Origin of the sequence: Sphingobium sp. (assembly GCF_035511395.1) — a bacterium.
Lineage (GTDB): Bacteria > Pseudomonadota > Alphaproteobacteria > Sphingomonadales > Sphingomonadaceae > Sphingobium.
Genome location: NZ_DATKFP010000369.1, coordinates 1 through 17,296 on the forward strand (window position 1 = coordinate 1; position 17,296 = coordinate 17,296).

Here is a 17,296-nt window from a genome sequence, read left to right on the forward strand (position 1 = left end):
CGATGGTTTCGCGCGGCATGTCGCCCCGTGAGATGCCGGCGCCGGCCAGCACGGCATCAATGCCGTCGGGGGCCAGCCGTGCGACCTCGGACACCATATGAGCGCGGCCGACAGGATTGCCCAAATCCGCCTCTATGTCGGCGTTGCGCAGGTCAACGCCGATCACTTGCTGGCCTGCCTGCGTCAACCTTTCGACGGTGGCGGCGCCGATGCCTGATGCTGCGCCGGTGACAACGGTAATACGGCTCATTCAGTCCTCTCTTTCTTGAATACGTCCATCGACCCGATCAGGGCTCGGTTGAGTTTTCGCCGTTCGGCCAGCCGCCAGCACCCGTCGATGCGAAGCCAGCGGTCGTGATAATCGCCGAGCGTGCGGAAATTGGGTTCCGGCGCGTCGCCTGGGCCCAGATGCATGTCGCTGACATAGGCGCGGCTGGTCGCGCTGTCGCCATCCACCTCGACGATCAGGTTGCCCAGCAGATGCTGGCTCGTGCCGCAGACGTCGAGATATTGGCGGATCAGGGCGATGATTGCGTCGCTTCCGGCCAGCATGCCTGTGCCAAGATCCGCAGTGGCGTCGTCGGTCAGGATTCCCTTCAGCGTCGCCCAGTCGCGATCGTCCATGGCGCGCGCGAAACGCGTGAGTTCGCGGCCGATTTCATAATGGGCCAGCATGATTGCCATGTTCATATGTCTTCTCTCTTACGGAAACGATATAGCTGTAGTCGCTGGAAGTATGCGACCCTATGCCCTTCGGTTCGGCCAGGCGTGGTATGGCCCGCACGGAGACATTGCCGACGAGCCTGATCGCGAAGGCGCTGGAATTTGCAACCGAGGGCGGGGGCACTGGCGCCGCGGCAATATCGGCAGGCCTTTCACTGATCCGCACGCTCAAATTATATATCGCTCGCGATAGGCGGCGAATTCGCGCTTGATCGCCTCTTCGTCCAGGCCGAAGCGTTCCAGCGAATAGTCGTGCATCGGCCTCTGTTCGCGCTTGTTGCCGACTAGAAATTCGGTCAGCACCGCCTCCAGTCGGTTGTCGACCGGGATGCCGACGCGGGACAGGACGCGTTCGGCCTGTGCCATCGGTTCCTTGCCGACTTCGCGATAATCGATGTCGATGAAACGATGCTCACCTATGCGTTCGCGGGCACCTTCGAACATGCGCATCCATTCGACAAGGCGTGGAAACCAGAATTCGCCCACTTCCTTGTCAGTCAGCGTGGCGCTCAGTTTGTAAAGCGCGGCCTGCATCGAGACATAGGAGGGGACGGTCTGCAACGGGTCGCGGTGTGTCATGATGAGCAGGGCGTCGGGAAAGGCCTTTGCTGCGACTTCGGCATAGGGCAGATTCGACGGGCTTTTCAGAATCCATTTGGCGCGGCGCCGCGACGGATCCTGCCACTGGAGATATCGGAGGATGGTCTTGAGATCCTCGTGCCCCCTGGACTGGTCATAGCCGTTCAGCCAGCGGGTGAAACTGGGCACGAAATTCATGCCCTCGACCATGGTGCTGACGAACATCTGGCCGAGGACGAGTATCTCCTCATCGGGAGCATCGGGTTCGAGCGGGTGGATCGACGCCAGTTCGGGCGCCAGCTGTAGCCAGCCATCGATCATCGTCTGTGCATAGGCGCGGCGCTCGACCGGGTTGCCTCGCTCCTCGCCGGGGAAGGGGGCGAAATTCTGTGCCTCATACCAGCGCAGGCCGGTCATGCCCGGCGCGCTGGCGAGCAGGCGCTGGAAGATCGTGCTGCCCGTGCGCGGCAGGCCCAGGATAATGCCGGCGACCTCCAGCTTTTCATCCAGGATTTCGGGGTGTCGCTTGATATCCTCGACCATCCGCAGGCGGCTGACGAGGCCCTTGACGATCACCTCGGTCGTGGAGGCCTGACCCGCAGGAGTCAGGCGGCCCTCGCTGTTGGAGGCGGCGATGAACCGGTCCATGGGTTCGAGGAACCAGGGGTCGCCGAAATCATCAAGCCTCGCCCTCGCGCGCGCCTGATCCAACAGAGTTTCGCGGTTGAGGAGCATGGGAATGGTCTGGTCGGGCTGGGTTGCCATGGAACTCACTCTGTATAGGAAGATCAGGGATGGTGGGATAGGGCAGGGCAGCGCCATTTTGGCGATAGGCAGGGCGTTGATCCCGGCATGTCACTCTCCCGCTTCTTTGAATACTCGGTCATCGGCCTGACCCCGGCGTGATCAGTCACGGCGCGCCGCACATCTGCCATTATGCGTACAAACATATCTAATACACTCTGTAAAATGCAATGATATATTCGCGATATGCGCTATACAGGCGGCAAATTCCAAAATTTTCTTTGACATTAATACGCATAACGGGCATTGACGAACGGTGTCCAGTGAGCCGCTTTTCGGGGATTGCTGCCCTGGGCGGCGCAGCAGCACAATAAGATAAGAAGGCGGAGAGGGCCGAGGTTTTCATACATGCTCATGGTCGACAAGGATCGACCAAGGGGTGCGAACGCGCGCCTGATGGGTGGTCTTCCCCGCAATGGTCCAACGTGACCGCACTAGATTCCGGCGTTCGCCCGCCGGATGAACTGGGAGAGAGACATGAATTCTTGCGTTTCGCGGATTTCCAGACGGCGCTGCATTCTCCTTCTGGCTGGAACGGCTCCGTCCACCCTGCTGTTTCCGGCAATCGCCGCCGCGCAGTCAGCGGATCAGGGCGTCGATCAGGCTGGCCAGGTGGGCATGGCCGAGATCATCGTGACCGCCAATCGACGCGAGGAGCGTGGGCAGGACGTGCCGATCTCGATCACGGCGCTGTCGCCCCAGCGACTGGAGCAACAGGGCGTCAACAAGGAACAGGATCTGCAGGCCAGCGTGCCGTCGCTTGTCGTTGGTCCCAATGGTCAGGGATCGCGCGATTCAAATTCTTTCACTATTCGCGGTCAGGGCGCGACGTTTCAGGCGTCACCCGGTGTGGTTGTCTACATGAACGAAGTCCCGCTGCCGGCGGGCATCACGCTCAGCCAGCAGGGTGGTCCGGGCAATTTCATCGATCTTGAAAATATGCAGGTTCTGTCCGGCCCGCAGGGGACCCTGTTCGGCCGCAACACAACGGGCGGCGCTGTGCTGCTGGTGCCCAAGAAGCCCGGCGACGAACTGGGCGGATGGATCAAGGGAGAATATGGCAACTACGACCGCAAATATATCGAAGCCGCGCTGAACCTGCCGATCAATGACAAACTCGCGATCCGTGTCGTCGGCGCCTATCATGACCGCGACGGTTACACCCATGATGTAGTGTGGAACAAGGATCGCGACAACGAGCATTGGTATTCTGGGCGTATCGGCATAATGTTCAAGCCGACCGACGCGATCAGCAACTATACCATGGCCTATGGTTCCCATTCCAGGAACAATGGGGCGGGCCTGATTCACCGGGGCTTCAATGTCGGGGCGATGGCGGGGATCGGTCTTTGCGGCGAGTTTCCCGTTGCCTTCGTCGGCGGCTATTCCTGCGACGTCTATCGCGCGACCACGGCGCAGGCCGACACGTGGGGGCCGCGAAAGACTGGCTTCTCCACCGATACCTTCGCCAAGACCCAGACCTGGGGCATCAGCAACACGACCGACATCGAACTGTCCGATGCGCTGACGCTGCGCAACATCGCCAGCTATCAGAAGATGAAGGTCGGCTATCGCTATGATGGCGATGCGACGGTACTGCAACAGCATGATATCGACCCCGGTGTGCTGCCGGGGCCGGGGGTCGTGACGCTGCCGGGAACCTCGATCCCCGTCACCTATAATTTTCCAACGCTGGCGAGCGAGTTGCCCCGCGACAATATTCGCGTCTGGTCGGAGGAATTGCAGTTGCAGGGCAAGATGCTCGACGGGCATCTCGACTGGACCATCGGCGGCTTCTATTTCGACCAGCGCCCGGATGGCCTGCAGGGATCGCGCGCCAATGTCTATTGCATCGCCCTGTTGACGGGTCAGTGCGAGGCCAATGCCGCACAATATGGCACCAGCACCGTGTCCAAGGCCCTTTATGGGCAGGCCACGCTGAATCTGGGCGTGGTTTCGCCGTCGCTGGAGGGCGTGCGGCTGACCGGCGGCTATCGCCAGACCTGGGACCATGTCTTCGGCTTCGCCACCCAGTATAATTTCAACAATGCGCTTCCCGCAGGCACGGTCGTCTGCGGCAAGGACAGCGGCCTGGTCGTGCCGGTGGGCACGGCGATCAGCGCCTGTCGTTTCGACGGGTCGCAGCGGTGGAGCCAGCCAAGCTGGACGATCGGCCTCGACTACAAGGTAACGCGCGACATCATGCTCTATGGTAAGGTCAGCCATAGTTACAAGGCAGGAGGGTTCAATCCCTATGCCGTATTCTTCGGGCAGGATGGCGATCCTGATACGCGCACGTTCGATCCGGAGAAGGTCACGACTTATGAGATTGGCATGAAGTCGGATTTTCACCTGGGCCCGGTGCCTTTGCGTTTGAATATTGCCGGGTATTCGACCGACTATAAGGGTATTCAGCGCGCGACGGGCGACTATAACGCCGCTACCAATGCCAGCGGTGCGCGCACGCTGAACGCCGACGCCCGGATCAAGGGCATTGAACTGGAAGCGTCGATGCGGCCGTTCCCCGGCGTCGAAATTGGCGGCAATTTCAGCTATACGGACGCCGGCTACAAGAAATATCAATATGTTTCCAGCGCGGGCACGGTGGCGTGCAACGGTGTGGTCGCTCCGGGCGGCATCGCGGATTCTTCCTGCCTAGATTTCCAATATACGGCGCCCTATATCTGGAGCGCGCATATATCGGCCGAGCAACCGCTGGGCGATGATGTCGGTACGTTGGCCTTCTATGCGAACTATTCGCACACGTCGCGCCAATATACCGAGGCCGTTAACCTGCCGCAAAACCAACCCGGCGCCTATCTGGAGCCGTTCGGCCTGCTCAACGTCTCGATCGACTGGCGCAAGATCGGTGGATCAGGCTTCGACGTCGGCCTGTTCGCGACTAATTTGACGAACAAACTCTATCGCATCTCCAATGCCGACGTCTATCAGGCAGGCGCGCTGCTCTACTGGGCAACGCTCTATGGCGAACCGCGCATGTACGGTCTGCGCGTCAAATATAGCTTTGGTGGCGGTTGATCGGTCGGAAGGGAGGCGGCCGGCGGGCTGCCCCCTCTGATACGCAAGGGCCGGAAGCTTCCCAAGCCATACCGGCAAGCGAGCAATTCAGCCGGCGGTCTGGCCACCATCGACCGGGAAGGCCGCGCCGGTGATGCGTCGGGCATCCGACGATGCGAGGAAGGCCACGGTATCGGCAATATCCTCCGGCTCGGCCATTTCGCCGCTATCGAGCCAGGATGCCGACCGCATCACCATTTGCCAGTCGATATTTTCTGGCGGGGCTTGTTGTACCATGGGCGTCTTGACCCCGCCGGGACAGACGGCGTTGATGCGAACGCCTTCTTTGGAAAATTCCAGAGCCAGCGCGCGGGTCAGGCCCACGACGCCATGTTTGGATGCCGAATAGGCGGAATTATAGGGCACGCCGACCAGTCCCGCTGCCGACGCCATGTTGACGATCGCGCCGCGCCGTTCGATCAGATGCGGCATCGCCGCATGGCACATATGATAGACGCCGGTGAGGTTGACCGAGATGACACGGTCCCAACGGCGTCGGTCGATGTCTTCGAAACGACCGAAGTCGAGTACGCCGGCGATATTGCAGAGAATATCCAGCCCGCCATGTAGGGCCACCGTGCGGTCGATGATCGCCCGAGCGGAGCCTTCGTCCGCGACATCGAGCGCCATGGCCGTTGCGGCCGCGCCGATGCCGTCGGCGACAGCTTCCACGCCCGCCGCGTTCCGATCACCGATCACGATCTTCGCCCCTTCGGTCGCCAGCTTTTTGGCGACGGCCATGCCGATTCCCGAAGCGGCGCCTGTAACGACTGCGACCTTGTCTTGCAGGCGCATCGTCTCTCTCCCTCGCACTGATTGTTCTATGCGATATATGTGTCATATACCTACGCAAATATGAATATGATATCGCACAAACATGTAAAAATGCGAAGCGAATCTATTCCATGAACCGGTATGGAAAGGAGGAGGGTGCCTGATGTTGTCTCTTCAGGAAATTTCCGACCGGCTGGAGATACAGGATCTTCTGTCGCGCTATAGCTATGCGATCGATGAACGCGACTGGGATGCGCTGGACGATATATTCACGCTCGACGCGACGATCGACTACAGCGAAACTGGCGGGGCGAAGGGCAGTGTGGCGGAGATCAAAGCCTGGTTGCCCGTCGTCATGGCGCAATTTCCCCGATACCAGCATATGGTCGCGACGACGAAGCTTGACCTTTCCGGTGACAATGCACGCAGTCGCACGGTGCTGTTCAACCCGATGGTCTATCGCAAGGAAGATGGAGAGGAGCAGATATTCTTCATCGGGCTCTGGTATCGCGACTATCTGGTCCGCACGAACCAGGGCTGGCGCATCGCCGAGCGCTACGAAGAGATAGGCTATGCCCATAATGTCCCTGTTATGCCGGCGATCCCGTCGATCGCGGACGTGGCGGCGTCATAATCTGGAACCGCCGATCGGGCGATCCCGCGAATAGCGAGATATGAACGCTGGTGCCGTCGGCGGAGAAATGAAGGGATATGGGCGCTGGCTCATATGGCGCCGATGTGATCGGCGCGATGGCGCCGCGGCCCGAGCCGGGCTCCTGATGTTCAGCGATGCAGGGCGGGAACGGACCCGGTCTCAGGGCGCCATCCAGTGGCCCCCGTTGACGTCCAGCGCCGCGCCGCTGACGACACGGGAATAGTCGGAAATCATCATCAGCACGGCGCGGGCGCAGTCATCCTCCGGCGGGATCCTGCCGATTGGAATCTCGCGGGTGATGCTCGCGATGACGTCATCCCGCGGAAAACCGGCGTCGACTTGGGATTGGATATGCTGTTCGACGGGATCGCCATGAATCCAGCCCATGCGGCAGGTGTTCACCCGGATGCCGAAGCGGCCGAGGTCGGTTGCCATATATTTGCCGAGCGTGTTGAGCGCGCCCTTGGCAACGGCATAGCCCATTTCCATGCCATGTTCGCCACCATAGGGGCGCACCGTGGCCATGGTGGAGACGTTCACCACCGCGCCACCGTCGCGCAGATAGGGGATGCAGGCGCGGGTCAGGCGCAGGGCGCCCAGACAATTGACATCGAAGGCCTTGGCCAGATCCGCGACGTCGCTGTTTTCGACGAAGCTCCAGTCGCCATGATAATAGGCACTGTTGACCAGGCCATGAATGCGCTCGCCAAAGGCTGCTGCGGTCTGCTCGGCAAGGGCAGCACACTGACCCTCGTCCGATACATCGCAGGGGATGGCGATCGCCTTGCCGCCCCTGGCGATGATCTCGTCGCGAACCTGTTCGATGAAGCCCTGATTGCGGGCGGCCAGAGCCACGGATGCGCCTTCGGCGGCGGCAATTCGGGCGAGCGCCTGGCCCATTCCGGGCCCGACCCCACTGATGATTGCGACCTTGTCCTTCAGCAGCATAGTGTCTCTCCTCACTATCCCGACGTGCAGCCTTGTCGGACCGGCATCATCGCTATGTTGTCCCTGTTGGGCAGGGGTCATTGTGCCTGAAGAGACGCTTTCGCAGCAGGTGGCTGCGCATCAACCCTCTCCGATGAAGGGCTGATAGGATAATGGTAGGTTCATGGCAATACGCCAATTGAAAGTAAAATGCGCGCAATCTTATAATTAAGCGTAACACATGCTAATAGTTCTACGCATAAAAGCGATCCAGGAAGGTTTGGATGCGATTTTCCGCTATGCCCAGCCCACGCGCGCAGAACAATATGGCGTCCCGTTTCACCCGACGATCGTCGTCATCATAGGGGATTGCCGTGCGGCTGTGGCAATGCGCCATGAGCATCATCGTGCCGACATGCTCCAGAAAAGCGACCGCGTTGACCGTGGCGATGGCTGCACCAGTGATCGCACCCTCCGCCCGCGCCGCCGCCAGCGCGCTGTCCAGCGCAGGCAGGGATAGGCGCAGCGCGCGGCGATAGATGAGGCGCGCATAACCGCCATCGCCAGCCAGGCTGCCGACAACCATCCGCATCCCTGCGACATTGTCCGCCTCCGCGCCCTTCATGGCGTGATCCACCAGCCTGCGGATAATCTCCAGCGCGCCGTCCGCGCTGGCCTCCACCGTGTCCATTGCGCTGAATGTGGCGTTCTGTTCGGCGATCACTTCCCGTAACACCGCGCGATATATATGCGTCTTGGTCGCGAAGTGGCGAAAGATCAGAGCCTCGGATACGCCGGCGGCCTGCGCGATCTGCTGCGTGCGTGCGCCTTCCAGTCCGTAGCGCGCGAACACGGCTTTCGCCGCGGAAATGATGGAATTGCGACGGTCGGCGCTGGAAAGGCGGACGGCGGGCATTGGCGGGTTTGCAAACTCCTTGGGAAAAAGGCGCTCGTTCAAGGCCTTTCGCGGCACCGCCGCCAGTTCAGCTTTACGCATCGGTGCCTTCACTGGCAAGCGGGGAGGGCTGTGCGGGCAGGTATGGGTTGCATTCATAATTGCGTAGTGATGTAGAAAATTTACGGCGATATATTAAACGAAATCGTTAAATATTGATCCGATTACGTGCGTTGGGTCGACCGTGATTTCACGAAGGAGGGCAAGGCATGTCGGGCAAGGCTCATTTCGGTTTTACCAAGCTGGTGGTACGGAACCTGGAGGCGATGGCCACCTTCTACAAGGAGGTTGCTGGTTTGACGGAGGTGGGACGCATTCAGGACGCGGTTGGAGATCGCAAGATTGTCGAAATCCTGTTCCAGTGGCGGGCGGTTCGACGCTGGTGTTGTTCAAGTTTATGCATCGGGCGGCGCCTGCCAATGAGGAGGTGATACTGGGTTTCCAGACCCCCGATGTGACCGCCTTCGTGGGGCGGGCCAAGGCAGCGGGCGGCGCGGTTGTCACGGAGGTCGAGGTCAGGGCCGAACATGGGGTTAAGGTGGCTTTCGTCACCGATCCGGAAGGGCATCTGATTGAGGTGGTGGAACTGCTCGCTGCCGCCCGATCCGCATTTCGCCGAGGGGTTGCGTATCGAGGCGCGGCTCTCGGCACTTCTGGCCTGGTCAACAGGGAAGAATGTCCACATCATCAGGCCCCCAATAGGCCTTGAGGCTGGTGATTCGCCCTTCACCGTCGAAGGTGCAGACATCCAGGGATCGGATCAGCATGGGCGGGCCATCAGGTGGTCGGAATGTCACCTCGAATATCAGCGCGGCTGCATTGGCATGCGAACCCCTGATCGGGGCGACGGGGCGGATCCGGGTTCCGAAGGTAATTGTATCGGCGAACCAGGTCTCAATCGCTTTGCCGGACCGGGTGGGTGCGCCCACGGGATCCTCTATCACGGCGTCGGGCGCGAACAGCGCCAGGATGCCGTTCTTGTCCCCCTTGTTGATTCGGTCCACATAGGCTTCCAGCGCAGCGCGCATCGCCGCATGGCTTGCGACGGTGGGGCATTGGCTGGTCCCATCGTCAGCGCTCTCACTCATGTCGCTCGCTCCTCAGCATTAATTTATCTGACATAAAAACCGCATTTAACATATAATCATGTTTAATTGACGCTTGTTTGCGTAGAAGTGTCAGAAATTTTTGGTGTGGGCGGCCGGCGCAGGGTGGAGTTCGGCCACCCTTCATGCTAGCTTGCCGCTGCAAGCGAGAGGATGATTTATGGCTACGTCTTCGGACTATCGTCTGGGTGAGTTTCAGTTTCCCCGTGGCTGGTTTATGATCGGCGAAAGTGCAGAGGCGACGATGACGCCCCAGCCCATACGCTATTTCGGCCAGGATCTGGTGATCTATCGCGGCGAAAGTGGCGCGCCTTACGTGGTGGAGGCATATTGCCCGCATATGGGCGCACATCTCGCGAAGAACAGCACGTCCTATATCGTGCGCGACGGGGAGCAGGTGCAGGGCGAATCGATCCGTTGCCCCTTCCATGGCTGGCAATATGGTCCCGACGGGGCCTGCAAGAGCATCCCTTATTCGGATTTCGTGCCCAAGGCGGCCAGGCTCAAGACCTTCCCGGTGATCGAGCGCGCCGGGACGATCTGGATGTGGCATGATCCCGAGGGACTGGAACCTGATTTCGATCTCCCCGACTTTGGCGGTCATTTCGATGCACCAGGTTGGGTGAACTGGAAGATCGACTATATGGGCGATCTCGACATCCATCCGATCGAAGTTGTCGACAATATGGCCGATTATGGCCATTTCGTCCCGATCCATGGCGCGAAAGACTTCGTCTACTTCGCCAATGAGTTCAAGGACCACGTCGTCCACCAATATTATGCGGCGGGCCACCGCACTCTGACGCTCAACCCGGAAGACGTGCTGACGCTCGACACCTGGTATACCGGCCCGTCGATTCTCCAGTCGGAGATGGAGGGAACCTTCAACAGCTTCATTATGATCACTCATACGCCGATCGAGGATGGCAAGATCCGCGTCTGGCACGGGTTGATGGTGCAGGTGAATGACGGTTCGGCCCCGGTCACGGACGAACTACGCGCCGCCGCGCTGGAATATCAGGAGGGGAGCCGCCTGGCCTTCGCGCAGGATGTCGAGATCTGGCAGAACAAGCGTGCCTGCCTCAATCCCATGGTGGTTCCCAATGACGGTCCCTATGGCAAGGTCCGTCTTTGGTACAAGCAATTCTACAATCCGCGCGATAAGGCGCCCGAGTGGCAGAAGCGCGCCAACGGCACGCATGTGACACTGGACAAGCGCAGCACTACGGCTGCGGCCTGAAGGAGATAAAGGATGGAGAGGTGTGAACGTCCGGTGGCGATCGTCACCGGCGCGAGCCGGGGTGCGGGTCGCGGGATCGCAGCGGCGCTAGGCGAAAAGGGCTATCGCGTCTATGTCACCGGCCGCTCGGTGCGCGAAGGGGATGCTGCGCTGCCCGGTACGATCGGGGCTACGGCGGCACAGGTCGATGCTGCGGGCGGCGAAGGCCGGGCGGTGCAGGTCGACCATGGCGACGAAGCCGCCATCGCTGCGCTGTTCGATCGCGTGCGCGAGGAAAGCGGACGGCTGGACATCCTCGTCAACAATGTTGCCGCTCTGCACGACGATCTGGTCCGGCCCGGTCCTTTCTGGGAAAAGTCGCCTGATCTGGTGAATATCCTCGATGTGGGGCTGCGCTCTCATTATCTGGCGAGTTGGCATGCCGCGCGAATGATGGTGCCGGCCAAAAGCGGCCTCATTGCCTTCACTTCCTCCTTCGGTTCGGTCTGCTACATGCACGGCGCGGCCTATGGCGCGCAGAAGGCGGGCGTCGACAAATTCGCGGCCGACATGGGCGTCGATTTCCGGGGCACCGGGGTCGCGGCCATCGCGCTCTGGATGGGACCGCTGCTGACGGAGCGGAGCAAGCAGACGTTGGCCGAGCATCCTGAACAATATGAAAAATTCATGGCCGATGCGGAAACGCCGGAATTCAACGGCCGTGTGATCGCCGCGATCCATGACGATCCTGTGCGCGAAGAGTTGAACGGCCAAACGCTGATCGCCGCGGAGGTAGCACAGCGCTATGGCATTACCGAGGCGGGCGGCCGCACGCCGCCATCCTATCGCGCGATGCTGGGCGATCCGCGCATCGCGCACCCTGCTATCGTCACCTGAACGGAGGGTCGGGGCGTCGTCGTGACGGCGCCCCGGATCATGCGTTGCTGTCGCTTGCGGTCGGGCAGGACGCAGCATGTCCCGACCGGCCAGGATCAGTCATTCGGCGGCAAGCGCGGCCTGCTCGTGGAAATGCGGGATCACCTTCTCGCCGATATTGCGGATCGTCTCCATGATCGCTTCATGCGGGATGCCGCCCATCTGGAACATGAAGAGGATCTCGTCCGCGCCGGCATCAAACAGCCGTTGCACATGCCGGATACAGTCCTGCGCCGTGCCATAGGCGTCCTCAGTCACCTCGAAACTTTCGGTATGGTGGCCGCCGACTGCGATTTTTTCGCCGGAGAGCCAGGCGACGGTTTCTTCCTTATGGCGCTGGAGCGCGGCGATGCTTTCGCTTGCGTCCAAATCCTCGACATCGGGCGCAGGGCCACCGGAATACCAATGGCCGAGCGATTCCACAAAAAAGCGCTGACCACGCAGGCCGATGCGGCGTGCCTTTTCGCGGTCTTCCAGCACGAGTGCCGGGCACAGCGCCGCCAGATGATTGTTCGGGCGATAGCCCACCTGATCCTCCGCCTTTCGGTTGGCGAAGGCTTCGCGGTAGATGGCGTTCTTCTTTGCGATATCGTCCGGTCCGGCAAAGCCCAGCACCAGCGCCCCGATGCCCCGCTCGCCTGCGGTCGTAAGCGTGTCGGCGCGGGTACAGGCCATGTAGAGCGGCGGATGCGGATCCTGCATCGGGCTGGGGTGGATGGGGCGGAAGGGGATCGTCACGAACTGGCCGTCATGCTCGATCTCGCCATGTTTCAGTATCTTGGGGATCAGATACATGCTCTCGTCGATCATCGGCGGAAGGTCTTCGAGATTATAGCCGAAGGTACCTGCTTCCTGTTGGGTGCCGCCCTTGCCCATGCCGAAATGCACCCGCCCGCCGGACAGTATGTCGAGCGTGGCGATGCGTTCGGCCACCTTGACCGGATGGTTCATGGCGGGCGGCAGGCAGACGACACCATGGCCGATGCCGATGCGACTGGTTCGCCCCGCCAGATAGGCGAGGAAGGTTTCGGGCGCGGACATGTGGGCATATTGGGTGAGCGCGGTATGTTCCACGGCCCAGATCACGTCGAAACCCATTTCCTCGGCAAGGATCGCCTGGTCGACGATGTCGCGGAACACCTGCTGTTCATTTTCGCGCGACGTATCCGCCATCTGCGCTTCCTAGATGATCGAAAACCGCATGAGCCTCTCCTTTGTTCTCTTCAGGAGAGGCTAGGATCGGGTCGAGGGGATCACATCCTCCAATTGGATCAGATTCTTTGATCCTGGCCGACCGTCCGCAGCATTGTGACGAGTTGAACCTGTCGATGCGTCCCTGTTTTGGTGAAGATCGCGCGCAGGTGGGACCGGGCGGTATTGTACGCGATGTCGAGTTCGGTGGCTGCATCGGCCAGCGACGCGCCTTCGGCGAGCAGAAGGGCCAGGGCCGCCTCCGATCTGGTGAGTTGGTATCGATCGCGGAGCATAGCGCTGGACGGGCCGCTGGGCTGGACTGGATCGGCCAGGAATAGCGCCAGCCAGGCGCCGTCCGCATAAGCCGAGGAGGGAACGGCACGCGCCTGTCCATGCAATAGCTGGCCATCAGGCGTCGCGACCTCGAACTGGCATTCCTCGCCGGCCAGGGGCGGCGAAGCGAGAATTTGGGCGATGGTCCGCGCGACGCTATGGGTGCGGGGTTCCAGCTTGCCGCCTTTTTCCGTCCAGATCCTGCCATCCTCCAGCATTCGCGCCGCGACCGCATTGCGCCGCAGTATCCGTCCGCCGCGATCCAGGATCAGGGTCGCCACGGCCAGATCGGCCATGGCGCTGCTGAACAACTGGCTCTCCGCCTGGGTGGTCGTAAGACGCGCATGCAGGTCGAGTGCGATCCGCAAATGGGGAATCAGGCGTTCGAGAAGTGCCTTTTCCACGTCCCTAAAATCGTCGCTACTGTCGTCACGCGTCAGGCGAAGGCGGATCGAAATGTCAGGCGATCGGTACAGATCGACGCCTAAAATCTGTCCAGTGCGCGCGACGTCCATCCAATGTTGGAAGCGCGCTGGAATATGGTTCACGAAATCGCTGAAAGACACCACCTGCCCTTCGGGCAGGCCGACAAACGGGTCGGCCTCCGATATCTGCTGATATTGCTGTGTGTGGTCGGGGTCCGCCCCCGGCGTCACATGGGCGTCGATCCCGGCGCAGCCCCGGCCGATCAGTATCGTTGCATAGGTCGTGCCGGTGGCCGCCGCCAGCGCTCGCAGAAAATCCTCCCATGGCGGCGACCGGGTGAGGCCGCCGTACAGGGTTTCGAGCAGGTCGACAAAGGCGGTGTCATCGCCCATGGGTTGCCCCAGCCGACCGGCAAATTCTATTATCATCGCCGCCAGGCCAGTGTGACGCTGTAGCGCCGCGGCGGCGAGTAATAAGCCTCCGTGAAACCGAAGCTGGTGGATGCGTCATAACCCGCCGTGATGATGCGCCGGTTGGTGATATTGTCGACGCCCGCGCGCACCGACAAGCCGGTGTCGGCAAAGCGAAGCTCCGCACTCGCGTTGAGGATCGCGTGGTCGGGCTGACGCAGCAGCGGTGTGTTTTCGGCGTCGACATAGACTTCGCTCTTATAGGCGACATCAAGCCGGAGCACAGCTTCCATCTGCTCGCTCACAGGCGCCTGATAGACTGCGCTGGCATTGGCAGTGATGTCGGGAGCCTGCTTCAACTGCCGGTTGCTTACATCGGTCGGCACGCCGTTGATGACTGAAACATAGTTCAGATATTTTGCGTCGAGCAAGCCGAGCGCGCTGGTCAGAGTGAAGCGTGGCGTGACATGGAAATTGCCCTCCAGCTCGATACCCTGAATACGCGAGCGACCCGCATTTTCGTTGCGCACGACGATCAGGCCGCTGGTCGGGCTGACGGTCGACACCAATATCTGCTGGTCGCGATATTCATTGCGGAAGACGGCTAGGTTGATCGTCGCGATCCGCCCGAAGCCCGCCTTGATGCCCGCTTCATAGGCCGTCAGATGCTCGGGATCATAGGAACCGATTTCCTCCAGCGAGGTCGGGCGCCCGTTGAAGCCGCCGGAGCGGAAGCCCTTGGAGAAGGACGCATAGGTCATCAGGTTCGGCCGCAGCTTGTAGGACAGCGAGGCGCGGGGCGTGAAGGCGTCCCAGCTCTTTTCAAGCGTGTAGCTCGGCGTTCCGGCGAGCAGCGGCTCGCCCGAGTAGATGCGTATGGCCGACTGGCTGAACTTCTTCTTTTCCCAGGTATATCGCGCGCCCAGTTCCAGCGACAGGCCATCGACCAGTTCGTAATTGCCGTTGGCGAACAGGGCCAGATTGTCCGTCCGCTGGCGGTTGCGAAAATCGATGTTGAAGTCGAGCGAGGAGGCGGGGATGGCAATGCCCGGCGCGACCGGGAGAGGATCGAGTCCAGCCGCGACGAGCGCCGGATAAAGCCCGTCTGCAACGATCAACCGGGTATTGTCTCGCGTCTTTTCCCGATAGGCGAAAGCGCCGAGCAGCAATGTGCCGCGCCCGCCAAGGTCCAACGACAATTGCAGTTCCTGGCTGATTTGCCGCGCCTTCTCGTCATGGATGTCGCCCGCATAGTTGACCGCTGCCGACGCGTCGCCATCGCGGCCGAACAGGGCGTCGACATAGCGATAGGCGGTGATCGACTTCAGCGTCGCGCTACCCAGATCGGCGGTCAGCGTCAGCGATGTGTTGAACGCGTCGGTCTGGTCCTTGTTAAGCGCGGGCGTGCTGTCGGTGCGGTCGATGTCGCCGGGCACGGTGCAGCAGGGTGCAAGGAAGGTGGATTGCAGGGTCGAAAAGAAGGTCGGCGTGAAGGCGATCATGCTGTGAGGGGCGCTGTGCTGACGCCGACGCAGGCCGTCGACCTGCAACAAGGCGTCGAGCGCTTCGCCGTCATAATTTAGCGCCGCCTTGCCTGCGACGACATTGCGGTTGCCGAGATTCTTGCCAGAAGGGATTTTCTGCCAGCCCTCGCCAAATTCGCCGAGCGCCGCGATCCCCAGCGACCAGCGGTCCGATAACGGCGTTTCGGCATATACACGCCCCCGCACGGTGTTGAACGATCCATAGCGCAGGTCGGCTTCGATCCTTTGCTGCTGGCCCGGCACGGCAGACACGATGTTGATCGCGCCGCCCACCGTGTTCTTGCCGAACAGCGTCCCCTGCGGTCCGCGCAGCACCTCGATCCGGTCGATGCCCAGCAATTCGGTGGTCGCGCCGAAAGTGCGCGCGACATAGACGCCGTCGATATAGACGCCGACTGCGGGGTCGGAGGTGATGATGAAGTCATTTTCGCCCACGCCCCGAATGAAGGGTGCGATGCCACCGCTATTGCCGCCCTGGCCCGGCGTGAACTGGATATTGGGCGCGATCTGGCTGACCTGGGTCACATTGTCGAGGCCGCGGCTGTTGAGCGACGAGGCGTCGACCGCGCTGACGGCGATCGGTACATCCTGCAACCGTTCCTCGCGGCGGCGGGCGGTGACGACGATGTCGCTGCCTTCGGACAGGCTGCTCGCGCCGGGCGCTGACGAGCCTTGGGCCGATGCGACGCCCGGCGCCGCCAGCAGGGCCAGCGACGATACGGCAAATGCCAGACGAGACATGATTTTCCCCTTATCAACCTTGTTGTTTTGTTGCCCGGATCAGGCGGCGGCATCCCAGGTGATCAGGTGGCTGATGTCGCCACGCTCTTCGGGCTTGCGGCCCGCCTTTGCCAGATGATGCCAGCTGATCTGGGCATCGGCCGCCAGTGGCCGGATCATTTCATAGACCCGGTCATATTCGGTGCTGGCGATCTTCCAGTCGCCGTCCTCGCGTCGGTACTGGTCGCGATAGATGGCGGTCCCCGTGGTGTGGAGCTGGCGTTCGACGTCGATGAAGATGTCTTCCAAATACCAGATGCCCTCGGCGCTATCCTCGCCCGTCAGCGTGATTTCAGGCATATGGCCATGGTGCATAGCGACCGCGCCCGAATGGAAGCTGTTGGCCAGGAATTCGATCATATTGTCGCGCCCCGCCAGTTGCACGCGATAGGTGCCGCCGCGATAATCTACGTCGATATCGGCGGTGAATAGCGGCCGCAGAAGATCCAGATCGGCGGTATCGATCCCCCTGAAATAGCGATGCTTGAGCGTCCGGATGTTTTCCAGATCGCTCAGCTGTTGAAGGGTGTAGGCCATCCAACTCTCTCCTGATATAACGCAATATGGCGTTTATTTTTCATTATATACCCAATCTGCGTAACAATCTACAGATTAAGCCGCATTTATAAGTGGCGGTGCGCGGGGCGATTGGGATAGGGGCATCGACAGGAAAATGCTATGGGCTAAGCCCGCAAGGAAAGGATGCGACGTGAGCGAGACAGGCCGGGGCAAATTCGCCATAGTCACGGGCGGGACGAGGGGTATTGGCGCGGCGATCGTGAGGCGATTGCTGGCCGAAGGCTATGACGTCGCCACCTGCGGGCGGACGCCGCCTCATCAGCCGATCGTTGTC

Annotated in this window: 17 protein-coding genes; 6 read left to right on the forward strand and 11 right to left on the reverse strand. The window is 60.9% G+C overall.

The features are described from left to right. The 3 genes from VMR39_RS25405 to VMR39_RS25415 form a co-directional block, all read right to left on the reverse strand. Positions 1 to 250: SDR family NAD(P)-dependent oxidoreductase (locus tag VMR39_RS25405; protein ID WP_325420464.1), on the reverse strand; the 250-nt coding region annotated here is incomplete at its 3' end. Beyond that, the gene (locus tag VMR39_RS25410; RefSeq protein ID WP_325420466.1) at positions 247 to 690 is read right to left on the reverse strand and encodes a nuclear transport factor 2 family protein; all 444 of its coding nucleotides are present in this window, start codon (positions 688 to 690) and stop codon (positions 247 to 249) included. The genes VMR39_RS25410 and VMR39_RS25405, both read right to left, overlap by 4 nt. 201 nt (positions 691 to 891) lie before the next feature. Beyond that, a complete protein-coding gene (locus VMR39_RS25415; protein WP_325420468.1) occupies positions 892 to 2,067 on the reverse strand; it encodes a sulfotransferase in 1,176 nt (391 codons plus the stop codon). Positions 2,068 to 2,583: 516 nt separating this feature from the next. Here VMR39_RS25415 and VMR39_RS25420 point away from each other — a divergent pair. After that, positions 2,584 to 5,145 (forward strand): TonB-dependent receptor, encoded by a 2,562-nt coding sequence (locus VMR39_RS25420; protein ID WP_325420471.1) that lies wholly within the window; start codon positions 2,584 to 2,586, stop codon positions 5,143 to 5,145. 87 nt (positions 5,146 to 5,232) lie between these two features. Here VMR39_RS25420 and VMR39_RS25425 read toward each other — a convergent pair whose 3' ends face one another. Then, entirely contained in the window at positions 5,233 to 5,979 is a 747-nt protein-coding gene (locus VMR39_RS25425; RefSeq protein WP_325420473.1) for an SDR family NAD(P)-dependent oxidoreductase, read from the reverse strand. Positions 5,980 to 6,121: 142 nt separating this feature from the next. Here VMR39_RS25425 and VMR39_RS25430 point away from each other — a divergent pair, with 142 nt between their 5' ends. Continuing rightward, on the forward strand, positions 6,122 to 6,592 hold the full coding sequence (locus VMR39_RS25430; RefSeq protein ID WP_325420475.1) for a nuclear transport factor 2 family protein: 471 nt from the start codon (positions 6,122 to 6,124) through the stop codon (positions 6,590 to 6,592). 180 nt (positions 6,593 to 6,772) lie between these two features. Here the strand turns inward: VMR39_RS25430 and VMR39_RS25435 are convergent, their stop codons facing one another. Both VMR39_RS25435 and VMR39_RS25440 read right to left on the reverse strand, forming a co-directional pair. Further along, entirely contained in the window at positions 6,773 to 7,561 is a 789-nt protein-coding gene (locus VMR39_RS25435; protein ID WP_325420477.1) for an SDR family oxidoreductase, read from the reverse strand. Between the two features lie 232 nt (positions 7,562 to 7,793). Further along, positions 7,794 to 8,537, reverse strand: coding sequence for a helix-turn-helix domain-containing protein (locus tag VMR39_RS25440; protein ID WP_325420479.1), 744 nt, complete (start codon positions 8,535 to 8,537; stop codon positions 7,794 to 7,796). Positions 8,538 to 8,704: 167 nt separating this feature from the next. On the opposite strand from VMR39_RS25440, the gene VMR39_RS25445 reads away from it, so the two are divergent. Then, complete coding sequence (locus tag VMR39_RS25445) at positions 8,705 to 8,926, forward strand: hypothetical protein (protein WP_325420481.1); 222 nt, start codon at positions 8,705 to 8,707, stop codon at positions 8,924 to 8,926. A 231-nt stretch (positions 8,927 to 9,157) separates the two neighbouring features. Here VMR39_RS25445 and VMR39_RS25450 read toward each other — a convergent pair whose 3' ends face one another. Continuing rightward, a complete protein-coding gene (locus VMR39_RS25450; RefSeq protein ID WP_325420483.1) occupies positions 9,158 to 9,583 on the reverse strand; it encodes a nuclear transport factor 2 family protein in 426 nt (141 codons plus the stop codon). A gap of 178 nt (positions 9,584 to 9,761) precedes the next feature. Between VMR39_RS25450 and VMR39_RS25455 the strand changes: the two genes are divergently transcribed. Beyond that, positions 9,762 to 10,841 (forward strand): Rieske 2Fe-2S domain-containing protein, encoded by a 1,080-nt coding sequence (locus VMR39_RS25455; protein ID WP_325420485.1) that lies wholly within the window; start codon positions 9,762 to 9,764, stop codon positions 10,839 to 10,841. A gap of 12 nt (positions 10,842 to 10,853) precedes the next feature. After that, positions 10,854 to 11,717 carry an SDR family NAD(P)-dependent oxidoreductase gene (locus VMR39_RS25460; RefSeq protein ID WP_325420487.1) on the forward strand — a complete coding sequence of 288 codons (864 nt, stop codon included), beginning with the start codon at positions 10,854 to 10,856 and terminating at the stop codon, positions 11,715 to 11,717. Between the two features lie 99 nt (positions 11,718 to 11,816). Here the strand turns inward: VMR39_RS25460 and VMR39_RS25465 are convergent, their stop codons facing one another. From VMR39_RS25465 to VMR39_RS25480, 4 genes are all read right to left on the reverse strand, one after another. Beyond that, the gene (locus VMR39_RS25465) at positions 11,817 to 12,929 is read right to left on the reverse strand and encodes an LLM class flavin-dependent oxidoreductase (RefSeq protein ID WP_325420489.1); all 1,113 of its coding nucleotides are present in this window, start codon (positions 12,927 to 12,929) and stop codon (positions 11,817 to 11,819) included. Between the two features lie 98 nt (positions 12,930 to 13,027). Then, positions 13,028 to 14,101 carry a helix-turn-helix transcriptional regulator gene (locus VMR39_RS25470; protein WP_325420491.1) on the reverse strand — a complete coding sequence of 358 codons (1,074 nt, stop codon included), beginning with the start codon at positions 14,099 to 14,101 and terminating at the stop codon, positions 13,028 to 13,030. Positions 14,102 to 14,133: 32 nt separating this feature from the next. Further along, positions 14,134 to 16,404 carry a TonB-dependent receptor gene (locus VMR39_RS25475; protein WP_325420493.1) on the reverse strand — a complete coding sequence of 757 codons (2,271 nt, stop codon included), beginning with the start codon at positions 16,402 to 16,404 and terminating at the stop codon, positions 14,134 to 14,136. 39 nt (positions 16,405 to 16,443) lie between these two features. Continuing rightward, the gene (locus VMR39_RS25480; RefSeq protein ID WP_325420495.1) at positions 16,444 to 16,980 is read right to left on the reverse strand and encodes a nuclear transport factor 2 family protein; all 537 of its coding nucleotides are present in this window, start codon (positions 16,978 to 16,980) and stop codon (positions 16,444 to 16,446) included. A gap of 136 nt (positions 16,981 to 17,116) precedes the next feature. Between VMR39_RS25480 and VMR39_RS25485 the strand changes: the two genes are divergently transcribed. After that, positions 17,117 to 17,296: SDR family NAD(P)-dependent oxidoreductase (locus VMR39_RS25485; protein WP_325420497.1), on the forward strand; the 180-nt coding region annotated here is incomplete at its 3' end.

Coding starts and splice junctions, on each gene's coding strand:
- VMR39_RS25445 (WP_325420481.1), top strand. CDS start 8,705: ATGTCGGGCAAGGCTCATTTCGGTTTTACCAAGCTGGTGGTACGGAAC.
- VMR39_RS25465 (WP_325420489.1), bottom strand. CDS start 12,929: ATGGCGGATACGTCGCGCGAAAATGAACAGCAGGTGTTCCGCGACATC.
- VMR39_RS25410 (WP_325420466.1), bottom strand. CDS start 690: ATGAACATGGCAATCATGCTGGCCCATTATGAAATCGGCCGCGAACTC.
- VMR39_RS25470 (WP_325420491.1), bottom strand. CDS start 14,101: ATGGGCGATGACACCGCCTTTGTCGACCTGCTCGAAACCCTGTACGGC.
- VMR39_RS25440 (WP_325420479.1), bottom strand. CDS start 8,537: ATGCGTAAAGCTGAACTGGCGGCGGTGCCGCGAAAGGCCTTGAACGAG.
- VMR39_RS25480 (WP_325420495.1), bottom strand. CDS start 16,980: ATGGCCTACACCCTTCAACAGCTGAGCGATCTGGAAAACATCCGGACG.
- VMR39_RS25455 (WP_325420485.1), top strand. CDS start 9,762: ATGGCTACGTCTTCGGACTATCGTCTGGGTGAGTTTCAGTTTCCCCGT.
- VMR39_RS25460 (WP_325420487.1), top strand. CDS start 10,854: ATGGAGAGGTGTGAACGTCCGGTGGCGATCGTCACCGGCGCGAGCCGG.
- VMR39_RS25420 (WP_325420471.1), top strand. CDS start 2,584: ATGAATTCTTGCGTTTCGCGGATTTCCAGACGGCGCTGCATTCTCCTT.
- VMR39_RS25475 (WP_325420493.1), bottom strand. CDS start 16,404: ATGTCTCGTCTGGCATTTGCCGTATCGTCGCTGGCCCTGCTGGCGGCG.
- VMR39_RS25415 (WP_325420468.1), bottom strand. CDS start 2,067: ATGGCAACCCAGCCCGACCAGACCATTCCCATGCTCCTCAACCGCGAA.
- VMR39_RS25450 (WP_325420483.1), bottom strand. CDS start 9,583: ATGAGTGAGAGCGCTGACGATGGGACCAGCCAATGCCCCACCGTCGCA.
- VMR39_RS25435 (WP_325420477.1), bottom strand. CDS start 7,561: ATGCTGCTGAAGGACAAGGTCGCAATCATCAGTGGGGTCGGGCCCGGA.
- VMR39_RS25425 (WP_325420473.1), bottom strand. CDS start 5,979: ATGCGCCTGCAAGACAAGGTCGCAGTCGTTACAGGCGCCGCTTCGGGA.
- VMR39_RS25430 (WP_325420475.1), top strand. CDS start 6,122: ATGTTGTCTCTTCAGGAAATTTCCGACCGGCTGGAGATACAGGATCTT.